We start from the raw sequence: 17522 nt of genomic DNA on the forward strand, positions 1-17522 counted from the left end.
GAGGCGAGGGGGCGCACATGCTGCTGACGCTCACCGGAGGCGCCGGTGCGGGCAAGACGACACTGGCCGCCGCCCTGGCCGCAGCCGCCGGACCGGGCGGCCGGGTGCGGGTGCTGCACGGCGACGACTACTACTACGCCGAGCCCGAGCTGGGCGGCGTGTGGGTGCCGGACGAGGCCGGGGTGCCGCGCCTGGACGTGGGCGATCCGCGATCGATGGACGCCGGTCGGCTCACGGACGACGTCGATGCCGCGCTCGGCGGGGCCCGGGTGGTGGTCGTGGACGGGCTGTTCGCCCGTACGGTCGCCCCGCGCCGGCTGCGCGGCCGGCAGGGCCGGGATTCGTGACGAACGGGCAGGACCGCGATCGGTGACCGATGGTCGGGGCCGCGATTCCTAATGAACGGGCCGGTCAAGGCCTCCCATGTCCAGGGTGCGGCGGGGTTTTCCCTGCTCTTTGTTTAGGATCTTGCTCTGCTCTGCGACGATCCGATGATCGTCGCCCTACTGCGGGGGCGACGCTTCGCAGGGGAGAGACCGGCATGGCCGAGCGGCCCGAGGACAGTGTCGTCCGGGCACGGATGAAGTGGCGCGCCAGGCTCGCCAGGAACAGGGGAGCCTGGATGGTGGTCTCCGGCGGCGTGCTGGGGGCCATGTTCGCGAGCATGGGAATGGCGGTGGTGCTCGGGCCGGCGAACGGGTTCGGCGGCGACAGCCTCGGCTACCTGGGCGCCATCAGCATCCTCGGGCTGCTGCCCTGCGGCGCGGGCTTCGTCTGGGCGCTGATCCACCCACGGCGCGGGCTCCCCGCGGCGGCCGTCGGTACCGTCCTGGGGCTGGGGATCTTCCTGTGCTTCGCGGGCGACGGCCTCAACGACTCCTGGAAGGCCCCGCTGGACCACCCCTCCAGCGTCCGCGCGGTCGGCAGCTGGACCAGCGGGGGCCTGGTGGTGCGGGTCCGCCCCGACCAGGTGGTGGCCTACCGCAGCGGCGGCGGGTCGGTGGCCTGGCAGTGGAAGCCGCCGGGCGAGGACTCCGTGTGCACGATGAGCCGGGGGATCGGGGCGGGTGGCGTCGGACTGGTCGGCCACTCGCCGCACGGCAGGCCCTGCACGGCGGTGACGGCGCTCGACCTCGCCGACGGCAAGGAGGGTTGGACCGACACCGTGCAGGCCCCGGCCCGGGACGGGGACTCCGCGGACTCGGACCTCGTCGCGGCGGTGGGCACCCAGGCCGTGCTGCAGGGCACCGACGGCTGGCGGGCGGTACGCCTGACGGACGGCCGGGAGCTGTGGCGCAGCGCGCCCGACGCCGGGTGCACGCCGCTGGAGGTAGCGGGCGGGGAGCAGGACGTGGTGACGGCCGCGCAGTGCGGTGACGGCGCGGCGGTCCTGCGGTCGCTGGCACCGGTGGACGGAAAGAGCCGGGCGCGGGTCGACCTGCCGGTGGAGGGCGGGATCAAGAACCTCATGGTGGTGTCGGTCGACCCGCTCGCGGTCTGGGTCGACGCCCAGGCCGAGCACGGCACCCACGCGGTGCTCAGCTACGACCGGGCCGGGAAGCAGCGCGCCGCGATCCCGGTCTCCGGCGACGAGTACGACCTGGACGTGATGCTCGGCGGGGTGCACGCCTTCGACGAGTTCACCGCCCGGCCGCTGTTCGGCGGCGTGGTGGTCGACGACCTGTTCATCGTCCCGGGCGAGAAGCCCGGCGACGTCAGCATCGGCGGCGGCACCCACCCGGGCCGCACGGCCACCGGACGGCTGGTCGCGTACTCCCTGGCGGACGGCAGCAAGCAGTGGACGGCCGGCCTGGACGACCAGGTGACGGGCGTGCTGGTGGACGGCGGCTCGGTGTGGGCGATGACCCGCGACAAGCTGACCCGGGTCGACGCGGCGACCGGCCGCCGCAGCCGCGAGCTGGACGTCAACGACACGGCCTCGCTGTATCCGGTGGATCTCGCGGTGGCGGGCCGGGAGCGGTTCACGGTGGTCGCGGAGGACGGGACCAGGGACGAGCCGCCGGTCCGGGGGATGAGCTGAGCGGGCCGCCGCGGGCGGCGTACGGCGCGGGCTGAGCGTTCCAGGCGGGTGTGTCAGGCTGGTGGGGGAGCACCGCCGAGGCCGGGAGGCTCGTGATGGCCGAAATCAGGGTGAACGGGGTCTCACTGCACTACGAGGCCCGAGGTGAGGGCCCCGGTGTCGTCCTGGTGCACGGTTCGTGGAGCGACGCGGACTCCTGGGCCCGGGTGCTGCCCGGCCTGGCCGAGTCCACCACCGCCGTCGCGTACGACCGCCGGGGCCACAGCCGCAGTGAGGACCTGCTCACCCAGGGTTCCGTGTACGAGGACGCGGCCGACCTGGCCGGTCTGATCCAGGGGCTCGGACTCGCACCGGCCTTCGTCTACGGGGACTCCTACGGCGGCCTGATCACCCTCCGGCTCGCCGCTGCCCGGCCCGACCTGCTGCGCGGCATCGCGGTGCACGAGCCTCCGGGCAGCGGCGTCCTGCTCACCGACCCGGACCTGCGGCCGGTCGGCACCGCTTTCGCCGACCGGATCGCCGCCGTCCGGGAGCTGCTGGAGCAGGCCGAGTCCGCCGCGGCCGCCGAACTGTACGTGGACAGCCTGGCCTTCGGCCCGGGCGCCTGGGAACAGCTGCCGGCGCCGGTCCGGCACACCTACATCCGCAACGCGCCCACCTACCTGGACGAGCTCCGCGACCCCGACGCGCTGGACCTCGACCTCACCGGGCTGACCCGGTTCACCGAGCCCGCGCTGCTGACCCAGAGCGACGACAGCGTGCCGATGTTCGGTGCGGTGCTGGACCTGATCGACCTGGCCCTGCCGAAGGCGGAGCGGCACGTGTACAGGGGTGCCGGTCACGCTCCGCACCTGTCGCAGCCGGAGGAGTGGGTGCGGGTGGTCCTCCCGCGCGCCTTAAGGTGAACCGAGCCTGAGGGGCGAGTCTGAGGGTTGCGAGAACGGGGGCACGCGCCGGTTCGGGGGGCATCCTCCGGTGCACGCGCCTGCCGCCACGCCACCCCTATCGACCCGCCAGCAGCTCCTCCCCGCGCGGCGTCCGCCGGTACAGCACCTCCCGCCCGTTGCGCACCCGGCTCACCAGGCCCGAGCGGTGCAACACCCCCAGGTGGTACGAGACCGTCCCCGCACTCAGGTAGTGCCGGGCGGCCAGCGCGGCGGTCGTCGCCGGATCGACCAGTGCGGCCAGCAGGTCCGCCCGGGTCGGTCCGAGCAGCTGGGCCAGCGCGGGAGCGGGCGTCTGCGGGACGGCCGCTGGCGGCGCGATCGGGTACATCAGTGTCGGCGGGCGGTGGCAGCCGTCGACCGGATCCAGGATGACGTGGATCCGGCGGCTCACCAGCGTCGGCATCAGCAGAACCATCCGGGCGGGCAGCGCCACCTCGAAGCGGCTCTCCAGCCGGATCAGCCCGTCCGACCAGGAGAGCTGTGGCGCGAGGGAGTTGAACAGCGCGCCGGAACCGTGCCGGGCGAGGAAGCGGCCCCGCTGGTCGATCTCGGCGTCCAGCACCGCCCGGGCGTCCGGCCAGTACGGCGCGAGCGCCAGCTCCCAGTACCGGCCGAGCTCGTCGGCGATCCGCTCGGCGAAGTGGCGCGGGCCGCGCTCCAGGCCGCGCAGTACCGCGTCCGGCACCGGACGGCCCACCAGGTTGGCGGCGGCGATCCCGCGCCGGACAGTCTCCAGCTCCGCCCGGACCCGGTCCGGGTCGGTGCGGCGGACGGCCTCCAACTGCTCCGCCACCGTCGGCTCGGGGCCGGTGGGGTGGGGGGAGAGGAAGTCGGGGATGTAGCCGCCGTCCTGCTCCAGCGCCAGCCCCGACAGCAGCTCCAGCTTCTCCCGGCGCAGCACCCGGCGGGTGCGGCTCACCCAGGCGTACGGGCCGGTACGGGAGTTGAGCCCGGAGGCCATCAGGGTGTTGACCGCCTCGTGCAGTGGTGACACCGCGAAGCGGGTGCGGGCGAGCCCGGCCGAATCGATGGTGAGCCGGATCATGCCGTCGTCCCCTCCCGGACCGTTCGAACGAGTCGGTTTTGTCGGCCTTTCGGACCGTGACCCTTCGACCCTGGTCGAATCCTGACACGAATGCTCGCGTTCGAAGTCGCCCCCGCCCAAGCTGATTCCCGTGACCGCGTCAGCACGGACGCGGCGCGAGCGGAAGGACGAACATGACGAGCACGCGCGGCCGCATCGCCGCCCTGCTGGGCGCCGTCGCGGTGGTCGCCGGCACCACCCTGGCCACCCCCGCCGCCGCGGCGACGGACCGGACGGCCGACGCGCACCGGCAGGGCGGCGGGATCACCGGCCAGGCCCCCTGCCAGGGAGCGCCCGAATTCACCTGCGGAACCATCACCGTGCCGCTCGACCACAGCGGCCGCACCCCCGGCAACCTCCAGCTCGACGTGGCGATGACCGGCAACGCCGACGCCCCCAAGGGCGACCTGCTGTTCCTCACCGGCGGCCCCGGTCAGCCCGGCGTGCCGCTGATGCGCCGGATCGCGAGCAAGATCGAACCGCTCCTGAAGGACTACCGGCTGGTGATGTACGACCAGCGCGGCACCGGCGAGCGCGCCCTGCAGTGCCCCGGCCTCCAGGAGGACATGGGCTCCTCCGACCTCGCCGTGCCGCGCAAGCAGTCGATCGCCGACTGCGCCGCCGCGCTCGGCCCGAACGCCCGCTTCTACAGCACCGCGGACACCGTCGCCGACATCGACCTGCTGCGCCAGGCCCTCGGCGACCACCGGCTGACCCTCGACGGCGTCTCGTACGGCACCTTCGTCGCCGAGCGCTACGCCCTCGCCCGGCCCGCGCACGTGGCCCGGCTGGTGCTCGACTCCGTGGTGCCGCAGGGTGGTTACGACCCGATGGACCTGGTCGCACTGCCCGCCACCGCCCGGGTGCTGCGCACCGCCTGCCGGGCCACCGGCTGCACCACCGACCCGGCCGAGGACCTGGCCGCGACCGTCCGCACGTACGGCAACGGGGCGCAGATCCTGGACGCGCTCACCAGCTACGAGTTCGCCGACCCCAACTACGGCGGGGTGCCGGAAGCCCTGCACGAAGCCGCCGGCGGACACCCGGAGAAGCTCCAGGCCTTCATCGACCAGGTGCACAAGGACGACGCGGCCCCGGCCGAGGCGCTCAGCCAGGGCCTGCACGCCGCCACCCTGTGCGCCGACGGGCGCTACCCGTGGGGCTCCTCGGACACTCCGGTCGAGGGCCGGGCGGACGCGCTGGAGCGCACCCGGCAGGACCTGACCGCCGAGCAGACCTGGCCGTACGACGCGGCGACCGCGACCGGGCTGGGCAGTCTGCTGGTCTGCCAGGACTGGCCGCGCGAGCAGGTGCCGCCGCTGCCGCCGGCGCACCGCAAGCTGCCCAACGTGCCGGTGCTGCTGCTCGGCGGGGACCGGGACCTTTCCACCCCGTACGAGTGGCTGTACCAGCAGGCGGCGCTCACCCACGACCCGCAGATCGTGATCGTCCCGGGCGCGGCGCACTCCGTGCAGACCCGGGCGGCCGACCCGGCCGGGCGGCAGGCGGTCTACGACTTCCTGCTCAAGTGATGCGGAGGAGGTGGTGGGCCGTTCCGCACAGGGGACGGAACGGCCCACCGCCTCCTCACGATTCGGCGGCCCCCCAGCCGTCGTCGGGCAGAGCCGGGTCCGGCCCCGGGCAGTCGACGTGGTCGTAGCCCCACATCATCGCCTTGTACAGCATCCAGTCCGCCAGCTGCGGATCGTCCCTGTCCTCGCGGTCGGTGAGGATCAGAGCCACCCAGACGTCCTCGGCGGGCGAGAACTCCAGGGTCCGTTGGCCGGGGAGGTTCTCGTACGTCACCGTCTGCCAGGTGCAGCCGGCCGCGAGGAGCGCGGCGGTCAGCTCGGACTCGGCGACCCTGGTCCGGTACGTCCTCAACCCGCCGTCCGGAGCGGGAAGTTCGAGTTCGCCCTGCCAGGTCGGCAGGGACACCGAACGGAGCTGTCGGCAGCGGCAGAACACCGTCAGCACGTCGCCGAAGCCGAAGGCGTGCGGCCAGCGGTTCTGGCGGTGGATGCGGCCGCCGTCCCACGGATCGCCGTAGTGGGCGGCGAGTTCCGGCAGGGCGGCGCCGTAGCGCAGTTCACCGAGGGAGCCGGTGGCGAAGAACTCGGTGAGCCGGGCCAGGAAGTCCGTCGGGTCCGTCACCCCAGGCACCCGCGCACCGCCTCGATCAGCCGGTTGGCGCGGGCGTCGCCGTGCCCGATCATCCGGTTCCCCACGTACGCGAACCCGACGCCGAACTCGTCGTCCCCGAAGGCGAACTGGCCCCCGGCGCCGTCGTTGCCGAAGCTGCGCGCGCCGAGCAGCGGGCGGAACCGGGGGGAGTCCAGCAGCAGGCCGGAACCCCAGCGGGCGCCCATGTCGAAGCCCAGGAAGCCCTGGCCGGCGGAGAGTTCGCGTACCGCGTCGGTCACGGTGTCGTGCGAGAGCAGGCTGGGCCTGCCGTCCAGGCCGGTGGCCGCGGCCGCGTAGAGGCCGGCCAGTCCGGTGGCGGAGGCGACGGCGCCCGCGCCGGGCAGCTCGATCGCGTGCAGGGCCGGGTCGTTCCAGCCGTGCGGCACGTCCAGGCCGGGGAAGACCAGGGCGCCGTTCATGGTGACGATCCGGGTGAGCAGGTGCTCCGGCCCGGGCATCGGGCGGCGGCCCTCGGCCTCCACCAGCCGGGCCAGCTGCGGGAGTTCGCTCTCCGGCAGGCCGATCCACAGCGGCAGGCCGAGCGGCTCGGCGATCTCCTTGCGCAGGAACGCGCCCGGAGTCAGGCCGGTGATCCGGCGGATCACCTCGCCGACCGCGAAGCCGAGCACATGGCCGTGGTACTCGTAGGTCGTCCCGGGCTCCCAGAGCGGCTGCTGCTCCTCGATCGCGCGGACCACCGGCTGCCAGGCGGCGATCTCCTCGAAGGAGAGCACCGCGTCCAGGGCCGGGAGACCGGCCCGGTGGCCGAGGATCATCCGGGTGGTGACGGCCTGCTTGCCGTTGCGGGCGAACTCGGGCCAGTAGCGGGCGATCGGGGCGTCCAGGTCGAGCAGGCCGCGCTGGGCGAGCAGCAGGGCGCTGATGCTGACCGCGCCCTTGGCGCAGGAGAACACCGGCACCAGGGTGTCCTGGGTCCAGGCCCGGCCGGTGCGCTGGTCGGCGGTGCCGCCCCACAGCTCGACCACCTTGCGGCCGTCGACGAACACCGTGACGGCGGCGCCGAGTTCGGGGAAGTCGGCGAAGTTGCCGGCGAAGGCGTCCGCGACGGCGCCGTAGCGGTCGTCGGCCCAGCCCTGGTACTGCTGCATGGGTGCTGCCCCGTTCTGCTCGCACGGCGTCCGCGCACGGCGTCCGCCAAGATCATCGACCGGACCACGGTACGGGGTCCGGGCGGCCCTGACGAAGGGTTTTGGCTGGTCCGGGACAGGTGGGGCCGGTGTGACGGCCGCAGCGTCGCGCCGGCACGCTAACCGGCCGTCACGGTTCCGCGGACACGGCGGACACGGGGACACGGCGGTGCGGCCAGGCGGCGAGCGCGAGGGCGCTGCCGATGCCGACGAAGGCCGCCGCACCGGCCGGGGCCACCCAACCGGTCAACGGGGCGGGGTCGGAACCGCTGCCGAGCGCCCCGAACAGGGCGGTGAGCAGGCCGTAGGGGATCAGCAGAATGCCCGCCCGGGCGGGGGTGAGCAGCAGGCGACGGGGGAGGGGGCGGGCCGGCGGGCGGTGGGCGAGGAACAGGGCCAGCGCCACGCCGGTCACGGCCAGGACGGCGGTGAAGTCGATGCCGTGCCGCTCCAGCCAGATGAGGGCGGTGGGCGCGCCGTTGTGCCGGAACTCGTCCGCCATGTCGAAGCCGTCGGCCATCCCCGCCCGGCCGCCTGCCGCCCAGTAGGACTTCAGCGCGATGTAGGGCAGGGCGAGACCGGCGGCCAGGGCGACGGCGCGGGGGTGGGTGGTCATGTCCGCTCCTTCGGTCGGTGGTGATCCACCGGGCGGGGCGCGGGGCGGGGGGGGGGGGGGGGCGGGGGTTTGGGGGGGGGGGGGGCCACCCGGGGGGGGGGGCGCCGCGGGGGGGGGGGGGGGCGGGCCCCCCCCCCCCCTCCGGTGTGGTGGCGGTGTTGGTCAGGCGGTGAAGCGGGGGTCGCGGGCTTCGATGGCCCGGACGAAGGCGGTCCATTCGGCCTGGTCGAAGGCGAGGTGGGGGCGGTTGGGGTCCTTGTCGTCGCCCACCCAGACGTCACCGTTGTCGAAGCGAGCGACGATCACGCAGTTGCCATTGGACTCGCCCGAGAAGGGGGACTTGACCCAGGCGGCGACGGTGGGGTCGTGGTCGTAGGGGTCGTGCTGCTCGCTCACGTGATCTCTTCCAACTTGCGTTCAAGGGCGGCAAGGGTGGCGTCCGGTGAAAGGGCGCACCGCTTCAGTCGGGCGAAGGCGCGCTCGGCGCGCCGGACCTCGCGTCCCGATTTACGCGGGAGCATACCGCCGACCGCTTCGACGAATGAGAAGCCCTCACCCGGCTCTCCTGGGAACCGGAGAAGTGTCAGGCCAGACGCCAGAATCCCAGGCCGTCCGGCGCTCAGCGGAACCATGCGAACCGTGACGTTCGGGTACTGGGCCACCTTGATGACGTGCCGGAGCTGACCAGCGAGGACTTCTTCGTCGCCGCCGACCAGCAGGGTGACCTCGCCGAAGTAGGCGTCGAGCTGGAGAAGCGGGGCATGAGTGAGGCGGTGTTGGCGCAGGATACGGATCTCGGCAGCAGCCTCGGTCTGGTCTTCGCTGAGACCGTCGAGACCAGTGGCAATGATCTCGCGGGCGTAGTCCTCGGTCTGCAAGAGGCCAGGGAAGGCTGCCAAGTAGTAGTCGAGCATCTGAGTCGCGTCGGATTCCAGGCTCAGGTACTCGGCGAACGCAGAGCTGATCGTGTCGGCGAACTCGTGATCCTGCCACCAGTGCCGTGAAGGGCTGTCAGTGGCGAAGGCCTCGATCTCGGCTCTCTCCGGCCCCGTGACCCCGCAGTGGTCCAGGAATATGGCCAGTTCGGCGGCGGTCACCGGTAGCAGCGCGCGCTCGATCTTGCTGAGCCGAGCCGGGTTCCAGCCCTTCAGGCCGGCGGTCACCTCGGCAAGCGTCTTGTTGTTCTCCGTTCGCCACGCTCGTAGCTCGTCTCCGAGGCGGATCTGCCTGATCGCTGACGGGTCCTTGCTCAACACGTCCCTCCCAATGGTCCGCGTTCAGTCTCCCTGCTCGCGCTGCGGAGGCTCAAGCCGGTCCTCAAGATCAACTAATTTATTTTCTGCTTGTCGTCGTTCGGGTTGCAAATTCGATTTTTGATCCCCCACACTCAACGTGACCGCACGAACACGCCACTGAAGGTGTGGGGTGACTCATGTCCACCTTGCGTAACCCGGTCCTCCGAACCTGGGAGACCGCCCTCACCGAGCACTCGACCTCGGTCCGTACCGCCCGCCGCCTGATCCGCGAGCAGCTGACCTCCTGGGGCTGGACCGGCGACCCCGTCGACGACCTCGAACTCATCGCCTCCGAGCTCGTCACCAACGCCGTCGTGCACGCCTGCCAGGGGAACGGCGAAATCCGCGTCTTTCTCCAGGAGTTCGACGGCGACTGCCGCCTCGAAGTCTGGGACCCGCGCGGTGACCTCCGGGTCGGCCGGCCCCGCCCGCGCCGGTTCGGCGAGGGCGGCCGGGGCATCGAACTCGTCCGCCGACTCGCCTTCGACTTCGGCGTCATCGCCCGTCGTGGCGCGGGAAAGCGAGTCTGGGCCCGCGTCCTGCTCGAACCCGCCGACGACCTTTTCCCGCCCGGGAGTTGATCCCCATCAAGCTCGCCCCCACGGCTGCGATCACCGTCGCCGGCCTCGCATTCGCCTGGTTCGCCTCGGGTCTCGTCCCCCCGCGCGAGCCGGCCACCGCCGATGTCGTCTGGTGGAGCACCCTGGCCGCCGCCCTGATGACCGGCTTCAGCCGCCACAACGGCCCCACCGATGACGACGATTGATCCGAGGGGATTCCTCCCATGCCCGACCTGCACCCCGCCGCGATCGCCTTCCGCGACCCGGCCGCCCTCCTGGCCCGCTGTGAGATCGGCGGTGTCCGGCGCCTCTACCACGAGCCCGGCTACGAGAACGGGGCCGTGCTCCCGGCCGGTGACTGGGCCCCGCTGTCGGAGGAGATCCCCGCGCGGTACGCGCCGAGCATCTTCACCAAGGACAGCGGCCTGGTCGAGTTCTTCCGCCTTCCCGCCACCGTCACCAGCCGCCACCTGCTCGCCGCCCTGGTCGGCGACCTGGGCGACCCCGACCCCGTCCGGCTCCCCGTGACCGACGACCCGCCGGGCGAGCCCGTCACCCACCGTTTGGCCGAGCACGGCCCGCGCCCCGGCCTGCACATCGACGACCACCAGAACCTGCCCTGCGCCGAACGCGACCTGGCGCGCCGCCGACTCTGCGTCAACCTCGGCCCCGGCGACCGCCACCTCCTGCTCGCGACCCGCGACATCACGTCCATCTGCCGCTCGGTGCGCGACCGCTACGAGATCCACCGCCCGCACACCGACGACCTCCGCCTCTACCTCGGTGAGCGGAAGCAGTTGAGCGTCCTGCGCATCCGGATCTCTCCGGGCGAGGGCTGGTTCGCGCCGACCGCCGTGCTCCCGTACGACGAGTCCACCGAGGGGCAGGTGCTTCCGTCGGCCACGGCCTCCTGGCTCGGGTACTGGGAGCGCGGGCTCTTCGGCCCGCTGATCTGAGAAATCGGTCACTCTCCGTGCGCAGCTCCAACGGTGGGGCGGGCGCGAGCCGTGCCGTTGCGCACCTTGGGGTGCGCCCAAACTGAGGGGCGCATACGGATCGCCACGCGCCCCTTCTCGCGCCGCAACCTCGACAGCGGGCGCGGGGGTCTTCGGTCCACGCCCGCCGGGGGAGTCTGGCGGCCGGTTGGTCTGGGCAGGCTCGGTCAGACACATACGTACGCAGGGAGCTGCTGATATGACCGCGGTGCACGAATCCGTACTCGACGCGATCGGCGGGACGCCGCTGTTCCGCCTCGCCCGGCTCGGCGCCGGGATCGCCGCGCCGATCTACGCCAAGGCGGAGTTCCTCAACATCGGCGGCAGCGTCAAGGACCGCGCCGCGCTGTCGATGATCCTCGCCGCCGAGCGGGAGGGGCTGCTGGCACCGGGCGGGACGATCGTGGAGGCGACCTCCGGGAACACCGGGATCGGGCTGGCCATCGTCGGGCGGCAGCGCGGGTACCGGGTGATCGCCGGGGTGTCGGACAAGGCCTCGGCCGAGAAGGCGGACATCCTGCGCGCGTACGGCGCCGAGGTGGTGCTCGCGACGACCTCGGTGCCGCAGGAGGACCCGCGACACCTGTTCAACGTGGTCCGGCGGCTGACGGAGGAGATCCCCGGGGCCTGGCTGGCCAATCAGTACGACAACCTGGCCAATCCTGACGCCCATGTCCGGACCACCGGCCCGGAGGTCTGGGAGCAGACCGGCGGCCGGGTGACCCACTTCGTGGCGGGCGTCGGTACCGGCGGCACCGTCACCGGCACCGGCGGGTACCTCAAGCAGGTGTCCGGCGGGGCGGTGACGGTGGTCGGCGCGGACCCGGAGTCCTCCTCCTACGGCGGCGGGGACGGCAGCCCCTGGTTCGTCGAGAGCATCGGCCACTTCCTCCACCCGGAGACCGTCGAGGATCGCTGGCCGCAGGCCTACCGCTCGGAGGTGGTCGACTCCTTCGAGCGGATCCCGGACCGCGAGTCGCTGCTGACGGCCCGCCGGCTCGCCCGGGAGGAGGGCATCCTGGCCGGACCGTCTTCCGGCACCGCGGTGGCGGCGGCACTGCGGGTGGCGCGCCGGCTGGGGCCGGAGGACCTGGTCGTGGTGCTGCTGCCGGACTCCGGGCGCTCCTACCTGTCCAAGGTGCACAGCGACGTGTGGATGCGGGAGTGGGGCTTCCTGGAGGAAGGCGCGGAGGGCCTGCGGCCGTTGCTGGAGGCCGCCGGCCCGCTGGTGTCGGTGGCCGCCGACGCGACCGTCGGCGAGGCGCTGGAGCTGCTGCGGTCCGCGCCGGGCGGGATCGCCCCGGCCGTACTGCCGCGGACGGCGCGCCCGTACGGGGTGGCCGCCTCCGAGGTGGTCGGTTCGGTGTCCCGGGAGGTGCTGGCGGCGGCGCTGGCCGAGGGCGCTGCCAAGCCGGACGACCCGGTGCGCCCGCTGCTCGGGCCGGCCCTGCCGGGGGTGGGAGTCGGGCAGCCCGTCGCCGAGGCGCGCGCGGCGCTGACGGGCGGGCACCCGGCCGTGCTCGTGCTGGTGGACGGCCGGGCGGCCGGGGTGCTGCCGTGTGACGTCCTGAACTAACGCTCGGTCGTGGGCGCCAGCACGGCGAGGATGACCCGGTCCAGGGAGCGGTCGAAGGCCCGGTCCGGGTCGGCGGGCGGCCCCGAGGTGGCGAAGGCCTGGGCCAGGTTGGGGTAGTCGCCGCTCATCGCCGCCCGGGTGAGGTAACCGACAAGCTCCGCCTGCCACTTGGCGCCCGCGGCCGCCGTCTGCTCGTACTGGGCGAACTGGCAGATGAAGCCGTTGAACATCGCCATCGCCTCCATCCGCGCGCCGCCGGGCAGGCCGGTGGGGGCGGTGACGGCGAGGAAGTGGTCGGTGTAGCGCAGCGCGTTGGGACCGATGCCCGGGCGCGCGACGACCAGGGCGGGCAGCCACGGGTGGCGGCGGAAGATGGTGAGCTGCTCGTGCCCGAGGCGCGCGAGGTCCGCCCGTACGTCGCCGCTCGGCCCGGGCGGTAGCCGGTACTCGGCGCAGGCGGCGTCGAGCATCAGGTCGAGCAGGTGCTCCTTCTTCGGCACGTAGTTGTAGAGCGACATGGTGCCCGCGCCGAGCGCGGCCGCGACCCGCCGCATCGAGACGGCTTCCAGGCCCTCGGCGTCGGCGATGGCGATGGCGGCCGCGGCGATCGAGTCGCGGCTGTGGGCCGGCCGGGGGCCGCGCCCGGTGCGCTCGGGGCGCAGCCAGATCAGTTCGGGGGCCTCGGGCGGCGCCGGTTTGCCGGGCGGCTCCGCGCTCTCGGGCTCCGTGGGGCCCGCTGGACTGCTGGGGGTGTTGCTGGACGGCACTGGGAGATCACCTCGCTCACCCATCTTAGATACGTACGGCGTACGTAGTACGATGGCGCCCGCACGCACTTCTACGTACGCTGTACCTAGAGAAGGGGCAGAGCCATGTCCGGTACCACCCGGCCCGCCGTCGAGATGGCGGGCGTGGAGAAACGATTCGGGACCACCGAGGCCCTGCGCGGCCTCGACCTGACCGTCCAGGCCGGCACCGTCTGCGGCCTGCTCGGCCCGAACGGCGCCGGCAAGACCACCGCCGTCCGCGTTCTCGCCACCCTGGTCGCCCCCGACCGGGGCACCGTCCGGGTCGCCGGGCACGACGCCGTCCGCGACGCCGAGGAGGTCCGCCGGGCGATCGGCCTCGCCGGGCAGCACGCCGCGCTGGACGAGGGCATCACCGGCCGCGACAACCTCCACCTGTTCGGCCGGCTGCACCGCCTCGGCGCCCGCCGGGCCCGGGCGCGCGCCGACGAACTGCTGACCCGCTTCGGCCTCGCCGAGGCCGGTGACCGGCTGGTCCGCACCTACTCCGGCGGCATGCGCCGGCGCCTGGACCTGATCGCCAGCCTGGTCACCAGTCCGCCGGTGCTCTTCCTGGACGAGCCCACCACCGGGCTCGACCCGCGCAGCCGCCAGGAGATCTGGGACACCGTCAAGGAGTTGGCCGACGGTGGCACCACGGTGCTGCTCACCACCCAGTACCTGGAGGAGGCCGACCGCCTCGCCGACGACATCGTGGTGATCGACCACGGCGCCGCGATCGCCACCGGCCCGCCGGCCCGGCTCAAGGCCGCGATCGGCAGCCAGGTCTCCGTGACCCTGTCCGATCCGGGCCAACTCGGCGCGGCCGCCGTGGTGTTGTCGAGCCTGTCCGGCGGCGACGCCCAGGTGGACGTGGCCGAACGGGCGGTCACGGTGCTCACCCGGCCCGGGTCGAACATCCTGCTCCCCTCGCTGGTAAGGGAGTTGGACGCCGTCGGCGTCGTCGCCGAGGACGTCGCCGTCCGGGCGCCCTCGCTCGACGACGTGTTCCTCGCGCTCACCGGTGAGTCCGCCGCTCCGGGGAGGGCTGCCTGATGTCCGCCGTCCTCCACACCGCTCCGCGTCCGTCGGCCGGGGTCCGGCTGGTCTCCGACACCGGTACCTCGATGCTCCGCGTCCTGCTCAACTACCGCCACTCGCCCGGCCTGCTGGCCGCCTCCCTGGGCGTGCCGGTGATCATGGTGGTGGTCTTCGGGTACGTCTTCGGCAGCGCCATCCAGGTGCCCGGCGGCGGGGACTACCGGGAGTTCCTGATGCCCGGCCTGTTCGCGATGGTCGCCACCAACGGCATCATGCCGACCATGGTCGGCGCCGCCCGCGACGTCGGCCGCGGGGTCACCGACCGGCTGCGCTCGATGCCGGTCTCCCGCACCGGACTGCTGCTCGGGCAGACCCTCGCCGACCTGCTGGTCAGCCTCGTCGTGCTGGGGCTGCTGGCCCTGGTCGGGCTGGCCGCCGGCTGGCGTGCCCGGCACGGCGCGGCCGACGCGCTGGAGGCGTTCGCGCTGCTGCTGCTCTTCCGGTTCGTGATGACCTGGGTCGGCACCCTGCTCGGCCTGGCCGTCGGCAAGGAGGAGGCTGCCGGTCAACTCTCCGTGGTGGTCTTCCCGTTGGCGATGGTGACCAACGCGTACGTGCCCACCGGCGGGATGCCCGGCTGGCTGCGGACGGTCGCCGACTGGAACCCGATCAGCTCGGCGGTCGAGGCCGCCCGCGAGCTCTTCGGCAACCCGGCCGCGCCCGGCACCGCCTGGCCGATGCAGCACGCCGTCCTGGCCACGCTGCTGTGGAGCGCCGCGCTGCTCCTGCTCTGCGGGCCGCTGGCCGTACGGAAGTTCGCCACCCACGGGCGGTGACCCGGCCGGTCCGGCGAATGTGCTGGACACGGTGGCCGGTGTGGCTTTAGGTGGGGCGCCATGGAGTACACCCACCTCGGCCGCACCGGCCTGACCGTCTCCCGCCTCTGCCTCGGCACCATGAACTTCGGCCCCCACACCGAGGAGGACGAGGCCCACCGGCTCATGGACACCGCCCACGAGCGCGGCATCAACTTCTTCGACACTGCCAACTCCTACGGCCGCGACCCCGAGGGCAGGCTCAAGGGCCGCACCGAGGAGATCATCGGCCGGTGGTTCGCCCGGGGCGGTGGCCGCCGCGAGCGGACCGTGCTCGCCACCAAGGCCTACGCCGAGATGAGCGACTGGCCCAACGAGGGGCGGCTCTCCGCGCTCGCCGTCCGCAAGGCCGTCGAGGCCAGCCTGCGGCGGCTGCAGACCGACCACATCGACCTGTACCAGATGCACCACATCGACCGGGACACCCCCTGGGAGGAGATCTGGCAGGCGATGGAGGTCCTGGTCGCCCAGGGCAAGATCATCTACGTGGGATCCAGCAACTTCGCCGGCTGGCACATCGCCCAGGCCCAGGAGTCCGCCCGCTCCCGGCACTTCCTCGGCCTGGTCAGCGAGCAGTCCCTCTACAACCTCCTCGACCGCGCCGTCGAACTGGAGGTGATCCCCGCCCTCCAGCACTACGGCCTCGGCCTGCTGCCGTGGTCCCCGCTGCGCAGCGGCCTGCTCGGCGGCGTCCTGCGCAAGGAACGCGAGGGCACCCGGGTGCGCGGCGCCCTGGGCTACGCGGGCGAACTGCTGGAGAAGCACCGCGAACGCCTCCAGGCCTACGAGGACTTCGCCGCCGAACTCGGCACCGACCCCGCCGACCTCGCCCTCGCCTGGCTGCTCTCCCGCCCGGCCGTCACCGCCCCCATCATCGGCCCCCGCACCCCCGCCCACCTCGACGCCGCCCTCCGGGCGCTCGACCTCACACTCGACCGGAAGACCCTGGACCGCCTCGACGAACTCTTCCCGGGCCACCGTCCCGCCCCGGAGGACTACGCCTGGTAGGCCCACCACCCTTCGGCCCCGGCCACCGGACCGGGGCCGAGCGGGCCTTCCCCGGCGGGCCGGGGCGTTGTGGTAGCAAGGCAGGCATGACGGAGCGGATCGGGGAGCGGGGGGCGTACCACCACGGGGCGTTGCCGGAGGCGCTGGTGGCGGCGGCGTTCGAGGTGCTGGACGAGCAGGGCCAGGAGAAGGTGAGCGTGCGGGAGGTGGCGCGCCGGGCGGGGGTGTCGGCGGGGGCACCGTTCCGACACTTCGCCGACCGGCAGGCGTTGTTGACGGCCGTGGCGGACCGGGTGCTGACGGACTTCTACCACTGGCAGGAGGCGGAGGTGGCGGCCGCGGAGGCGGTCGGCGGGTCGGCGATGCGGGCGCTGGGGCTGGGGTTCGTCCGGTACGCGCTGCGCCATCCGCGGCGGTACGAGCTGGTGCGCTCGCGGGTGTTCACGGCCGCCCGGGATCCGGAGCTGCGGGAACAACTGGACTGCATGGACCGGGCGTTCACCGAACTGATCCTGGCGGACCAGCGGGCGGGGCGGCTGGGGCCCGGTGAGCCGGGGCAGGTACTGCTGGCCGGGCAGGCGCTGGTCTACGGGCTGGCGCAGATGATCGTGGACGGTTACCTGCCCGCCGACCGGGCGGAGCAGCTGGCCCTCCAGGTGCTGGACACCTTCCGCCGGGGGATCGCCAACGGGCTTGAGCACCAGTCGAATTGTGGCTGCGGCGAGCCTTGACCGCCCTGCCGGGCCTTGATGTAATCGCCGATTACATGGGGGTGCGGGTCGGTGCCGGGGAGGCCGGGAATGTCCAAGGGGAACACGTTCGTCCACTCGATGTTCGCCAGGCCACGGCGGGGCTACACCACCGCCGCCGCCACCGGCGACACCGTGGTGCTGCTGATCGGCATGCGGGTCAACCGCTTCTGGGCCGTCCACCACTGGGGCCCGGTGATGTTCGCGATGTTCCGGATGCTGCGCGAGCTGCGCCGCAGCCCCGAACGCGGCCTGCGCGGGCGCATCCTGCTCACCGCCTCGCCGCGTACCTACTACGTCGTCCAGTACTGGGAGTCGAAGGAGGCGCTGTACCGCTACTCCACCGCACCGGACGGGTTCCACCACACCGTCTGGGGCATCGCCAACCGGAAGGTGCGGGAGGGCCGGACCCGGGGGCACGTCGGGCTCTGGCACGAGACGTACATCGTCCCCGAGGGCGGCTACGAGTCGATCTACTTCGACATGCCGGCCTTCGGGCTGGCCGGTGCGACCGGGCAGGTGCCGGTGGAGGAACGGGGCCGGCACGCCGCCCAGCGGCTGGCCTTCCGCTCGGGGGCGGAGGCGGAGGCGGAGGCGGAGTCGGGGAAGGGCTCGGGG

The 17522-nt window shown here is 73.1% G+C and carries 19 protein-coding genes and 1 pseudogene; 13 read left to right on the forward strand and 7 right to left on the reverse strand.

Going from position 1 to position 17522, the window contains the following annotated elements:
- Nucleotides 1-17 precede the first annotated feature (17 nt).
- From ACIRVF_RS13615 to ACIRVF_RS13625, 3 genes are all read left to right on the forward strand, one after another.
- Entirely contained in the window at nt 18-347 is a 330-nt protein-coding gene (locus ACIRVF_RS13615; RefSeq protein WP_402816450.1) for a hypothetical protein, read from the forward strand.
- A gap of 194 nt (nt 348-541) precedes the next feature.
- Nucleotides 542-2041 (forward strand): PQQ-binding-like beta-propeller repeat protein, encoded by a 1500-nt coding sequence (locus ACIRVF_RS13620; protein ID WP_402816451.1) that lies wholly within the window; start codon nt 542-544, stop codon nt 2039-2041.
- Nucleotides 2042-2136: 95 nt separating this feature from the next.
- A complete protein-coding gene (locus ACIRVF_RS13625; protein WP_402816452.1) occupies nt 2137-2946 on the forward strand; it encodes an alpha/beta fold hydrolase in 810 nt (269 codons plus the stop codon).
- Nucleotides 2947-3043: 97 nt separating this feature from the next.
- Here the strand turns inward: ACIRVF_RS13625 and ACIRVF_RS13630 are convergent, their stop codons facing one another.
- Nucleotides 3044-4033, reverse strand: coding sequence for a helix-turn-helix domain-containing protein (locus ACIRVF_RS13630; RefSeq protein ID WP_402816453.1), 990 nt, complete (start codon nt 4031-4033; stop codon nt 3044-3046).
- Between the two features lie 173 nt (nt 4034-4206).
- Between ACIRVF_RS13630 and ACIRVF_RS13635 the strand changes: the two genes are divergently transcribed.
- Nucleotides 4207-5604: an alpha/beta fold hydrolase gene (locus ACIRVF_RS13635; RefSeq protein ID WP_402816454.1), complete on the forward strand. Its 1398-nt coding sequence runs from the start codon at nt 4207-4209 to the stop codon at nt 5602-5604.
- Between the two features lie 55 nt (nt 5605-5659).
- Here ACIRVF_RS13635 and ACIRVF_RS13640 read toward each other — a convergent pair whose 3' ends face one another.
- The 5 genes from ACIRVF_RS13640 to ACIRVF_RS13660 form a co-directional block, all read right to left on the reverse strand.
- A complete protein-coding gene (locus ACIRVF_RS13640; RefSeq protein ID WP_402816455.1) occupies nt 5660-6226 on the reverse strand; it encodes a hypothetical protein in 567 nt (188 codons plus the stop codon).
- Complete coding sequence (locus tag ACIRVF_RS13645; RefSeq protein ID WP_402816456.1) at nt 6223-7365, reverse strand: serine hydrolase domain-containing protein; 1143 nt, start codon at nt 7363-7365, stop codon at nt 6223-6225. Before ACIRVF_RS13645 ends, ACIRVF_RS13640 begins: the two co-directional genes overlap by 4 nt.
- Before the next feature lie 169 nt (nt 7366-7534).
- A complete protein-coding gene (locus tag ACIRVF_RS13650) occupies nt 7535-8020 on the reverse strand; it encodes a hypothetical protein (RefSeq protein WP_402816457.1) in 486 nt (161 codons plus the stop codon).
- A 162-nt stretch (nt 8021-8182) separates the two neighbouring features.
- A complete protein-coding gene (locus tag ACIRVF_RS13655; protein WP_402816458.1) occupies nt 8183-8416 on the reverse strand; it encodes a DUF397 domain-containing protein in 234 nt (77 codons plus the stop codon).
- Nucleotides 8413-9273 carry a helix-turn-helix domain-containing protein gene (locus ACIRVF_RS13660; protein ID WP_402816459.1) on the reverse strand — a complete coding sequence of 287 codons (861 nt, stop codon included), beginning with the start codon at nt 9271-9273 and terminating at the stop codon, nt 8413-8415. Before ACIRVF_RS13660 ends, ACIRVF_RS13655 begins: the two co-directional genes overlap by 4 nt.
- Before the next feature lie 179 nt (nt 9274-9452).
- Here ACIRVF_RS13660 and ACIRVF_RS13665 point away from each other — a divergent pair, with 179 nt between their 5' ends.
- From ACIRVF_RS13665 to ACIRVF_RS13680, 4 genes are all read left to right on the forward strand, one after another.
- The gene (locus ACIRVF_RS13665) at nt 9453-9896 is read left to right on the forward strand and encodes an ATP-binding protein (RefSeq protein ID WP_402816460.1); all 444 of its coding nucleotides are present in this window, start codon (nt 9453-9455) and stop codon (nt 9894-9896) included.
- Entirely contained in the window at nt 9893-10081 is a 189-nt protein-coding gene (locus tag ACIRVF_RS13670) for a hypothetical protein (protein ID WP_402816461.1), read from the forward strand. Before ACIRVF_RS13665 ends, ACIRVF_RS13670 begins: the two co-directional genes overlap by 4 nt.
- 18 nt (nt 10082-10099) lie before the next feature.
- A complete protein-coding gene (locus ACIRVF_RS13675) occupies nt 10100-10831 on the forward strand; it encodes a hypothetical protein (protein WP_402816462.1) in 732 nt (243 codons plus the stop codon).
- A gap of 238 nt (nt 10832-11069) precedes the next feature.
- Nucleotides 11070-12446 carry a pyridoxal-phosphate dependent enzyme gene (locus tag ACIRVF_RS13680; protein WP_402816463.1) on the forward strand — a complete coding sequence of 459 codons (1377 nt, stop codon included), beginning with the start codon at nt 11070-11072 and terminating at the stop codon, nt 12444-12446.
- Here ACIRVF_RS13680 and ACIRVF_RS13685 read toward each other — a convergent pair.
- Nucleotides 12443-13213 carry a TetR/AcrR family transcriptional regulator gene (locus ACIRVF_RS13685; RefSeq protein WP_402816464.1) on the reverse strand — a complete coding sequence of 257 codons (771 nt, stop codon included), beginning with the start codon at nt 13211-13213 and terminating at the stop codon, nt 12443-12445. The two genes, ACIRVF_RS13680 and ACIRVF_RS13685, sit on opposite strands and share 4 nt — an antisense overlap.
- Nucleotides 13214-13318: 105 nt before the next feature.
- Between ACIRVF_RS13685 and ACIRVF_RS13690 the strand changes: the two genes are divergently transcribed.
- The 5 genes and pseudogenes from ACIRVF_RS13690 to ACIRVF_RS13710 all read left to right on the forward strand — a co-directional run.
- Nucleotides 13319-14287 (forward strand): ATP-binding cassette domain-containing protein, encoded by a 969-nt coding sequence (locus tag ACIRVF_RS13690; RefSeq protein WP_402816465.1) that lies wholly within the window; start codon nt 13319-13321, stop codon nt 14285-14287.
- Nucleotides 14287-15108, forward strand: coding sequence for an ABC transporter permease (locus ACIRVF_RS13695; RefSeq protein ID WP_402816466.1), 822 nt, complete (start codon nt 14287-14289; stop codon nt 15106-15108). Before ACIRVF_RS13690 ends, ACIRVF_RS13695 begins: the two co-directional genes overlap by 1 nt.
- Before the next feature lie 60 nt (nt 15109-15168).
- Nucleotides 15169-16155 carry an aldo/keto reductase gene (locus ACIRVF_RS13700; protein ID WP_402816467.1) on the forward strand — a complete coding sequence of 329 codons (987 nt, stop codon included), beginning with the start codon at nt 15169-15171 and terminating at the stop codon, nt 16153-16155.
- An 86-nt stretch (nt 16156-16241) separates the two neighbouring features.
- On the forward strand, nt 16242-16886 hold the full coding sequence (locus ACIRVF_RS13705) for a TetR/AcrR family transcriptional regulator (protein ID WP_402816468.1): 645 nt from the start codon (nt 16242-16244) through the stop codon (nt 16884-16886).
- 99 nt (nt 16887-16985) lie between these two features.
- A pseudogene (locus ACIRVF_RS13710) lies at nt 16986-17492 on the forward strand (DUF4188 domain-containing protein); the annotation flags it as partial.
- Nucleotides 17493-17522: the final 30 nt, after the last annotated feature.

Source organism: Kitasatospora sp. NPDC101157 (assembly GCF_044768255.1).
Taxonomy (GTDB): Bacteria; Actinomycetota; Actinomycetes; order Streptomycetales; family Streptomycetaceae; genus Kitasatospora.

What these genes read in the sequence shown, in the direction of transcription:
- ACIRVF_RS13615 (WP_402816450.1), top strand. Translation starts at nt 18, where the DNA reads ATGCTGCTGACGCTCACCGGAGGCGCCGGTGCGGGCAAGACGACACTG.
- ACIRVF_RS13625 (WP_402816452.1), top strand. Translation starts at nt 2,137, where the DNA reads ATGGCCGAAATCAGGGTGAACGGGGTCTCACTGCACTACGAGGCCCGA.
- ACIRVF_RS13695 (WP_402816466.1), top strand. Translation starts at nt 14,287, where the DNA reads ATGTCCGCCGTCCTCCACACCGCTCCGCGTCCGTCGGCCGGGGTCCGG.
- ACIRVF_RS13680 (WP_402816463.1), top strand. Translation starts at nt 11,070, where the DNA reads ATGACCGCGGTGCACGAATCCGTACTCGACGCGATCGGCGGGACGCCG.
- ACIRVF_RS13705 (WP_402816468.1), top strand. Translation starts at nt 16,242, where the DNA reads ATGACGGAGCGGATCGGGGAGCGGGGGGCGTACCACCACGGGGCGTTG.
- ACIRVF_RS13675 (WP_402816462.1), top strand. Translation starts at nt 10,100, where the DNA reads ATGCCCGACCTGCACCCCGCCGCGATCGCCTTCCGCGACCCGGCCGCC.
- ACIRVF_RS13630 (WP_402816453.1), bottom strand. Translation starts at nt 4,033, where the DNA reads ATGATCCGGCTCACCATCGATTCGGCCGGGCTCGCCCGCACCCGCTTC.
- ACIRVF_RS13645 (WP_402816456.1), bottom strand. Translation starts at nt 7,365, where the DNA reads ATGCAGCAGTACCAGGGCTGGGCCGACGACCGCTACGGCGCCGTCGCG.
- ACIRVF_RS13690 (WP_402816465.1), top strand. Translation starts at nt 13,319, where the DNA reads ATGTCCGGTACCACCCGGCCCGCCGTCGAGATGGCGGGCGTGGAGAAA.
- ACIRVF_RS13700 (WP_402816467.1), top strand. Translation starts at nt 15,169, where the DNA reads ATGGAGTACACCCACCTCGGCCGCACCGGCCTGACCGTCTCCCGCCTC.
- ACIRVF_RS13650 (WP_402816457.1), bottom strand. Translation starts at nt 8,020, where the DNA reads ATGACCACCCACCCCCGCGCCGTCGCCCTGGCCGCCGGTCTCGCCCTG.
- ACIRVF_RS13665 (WP_402816460.1), top strand. Translation starts at nt 9,453, where the DNA reads ATGTCCACCTTGCGTAACCCGGTCCTCCGAACCTGGGAGACCGCCCTC.
- ACIRVF_RS13635 (WP_402816454.1), top strand. Translation starts at nt 4,207, where the DNA reads ATGACGAGCACGCGCGGCCGCATCGCCGCCCTGCTGGGCGCCGTCGCG.
- ACIRVF_RS13620 (WP_402816451.1), top strand. Translation starts at nt 542, where the DNA reads ATGGCCGAGCGGCCCGAGGACAGTGTCGTCCGGGCACGGATGAAGTGG.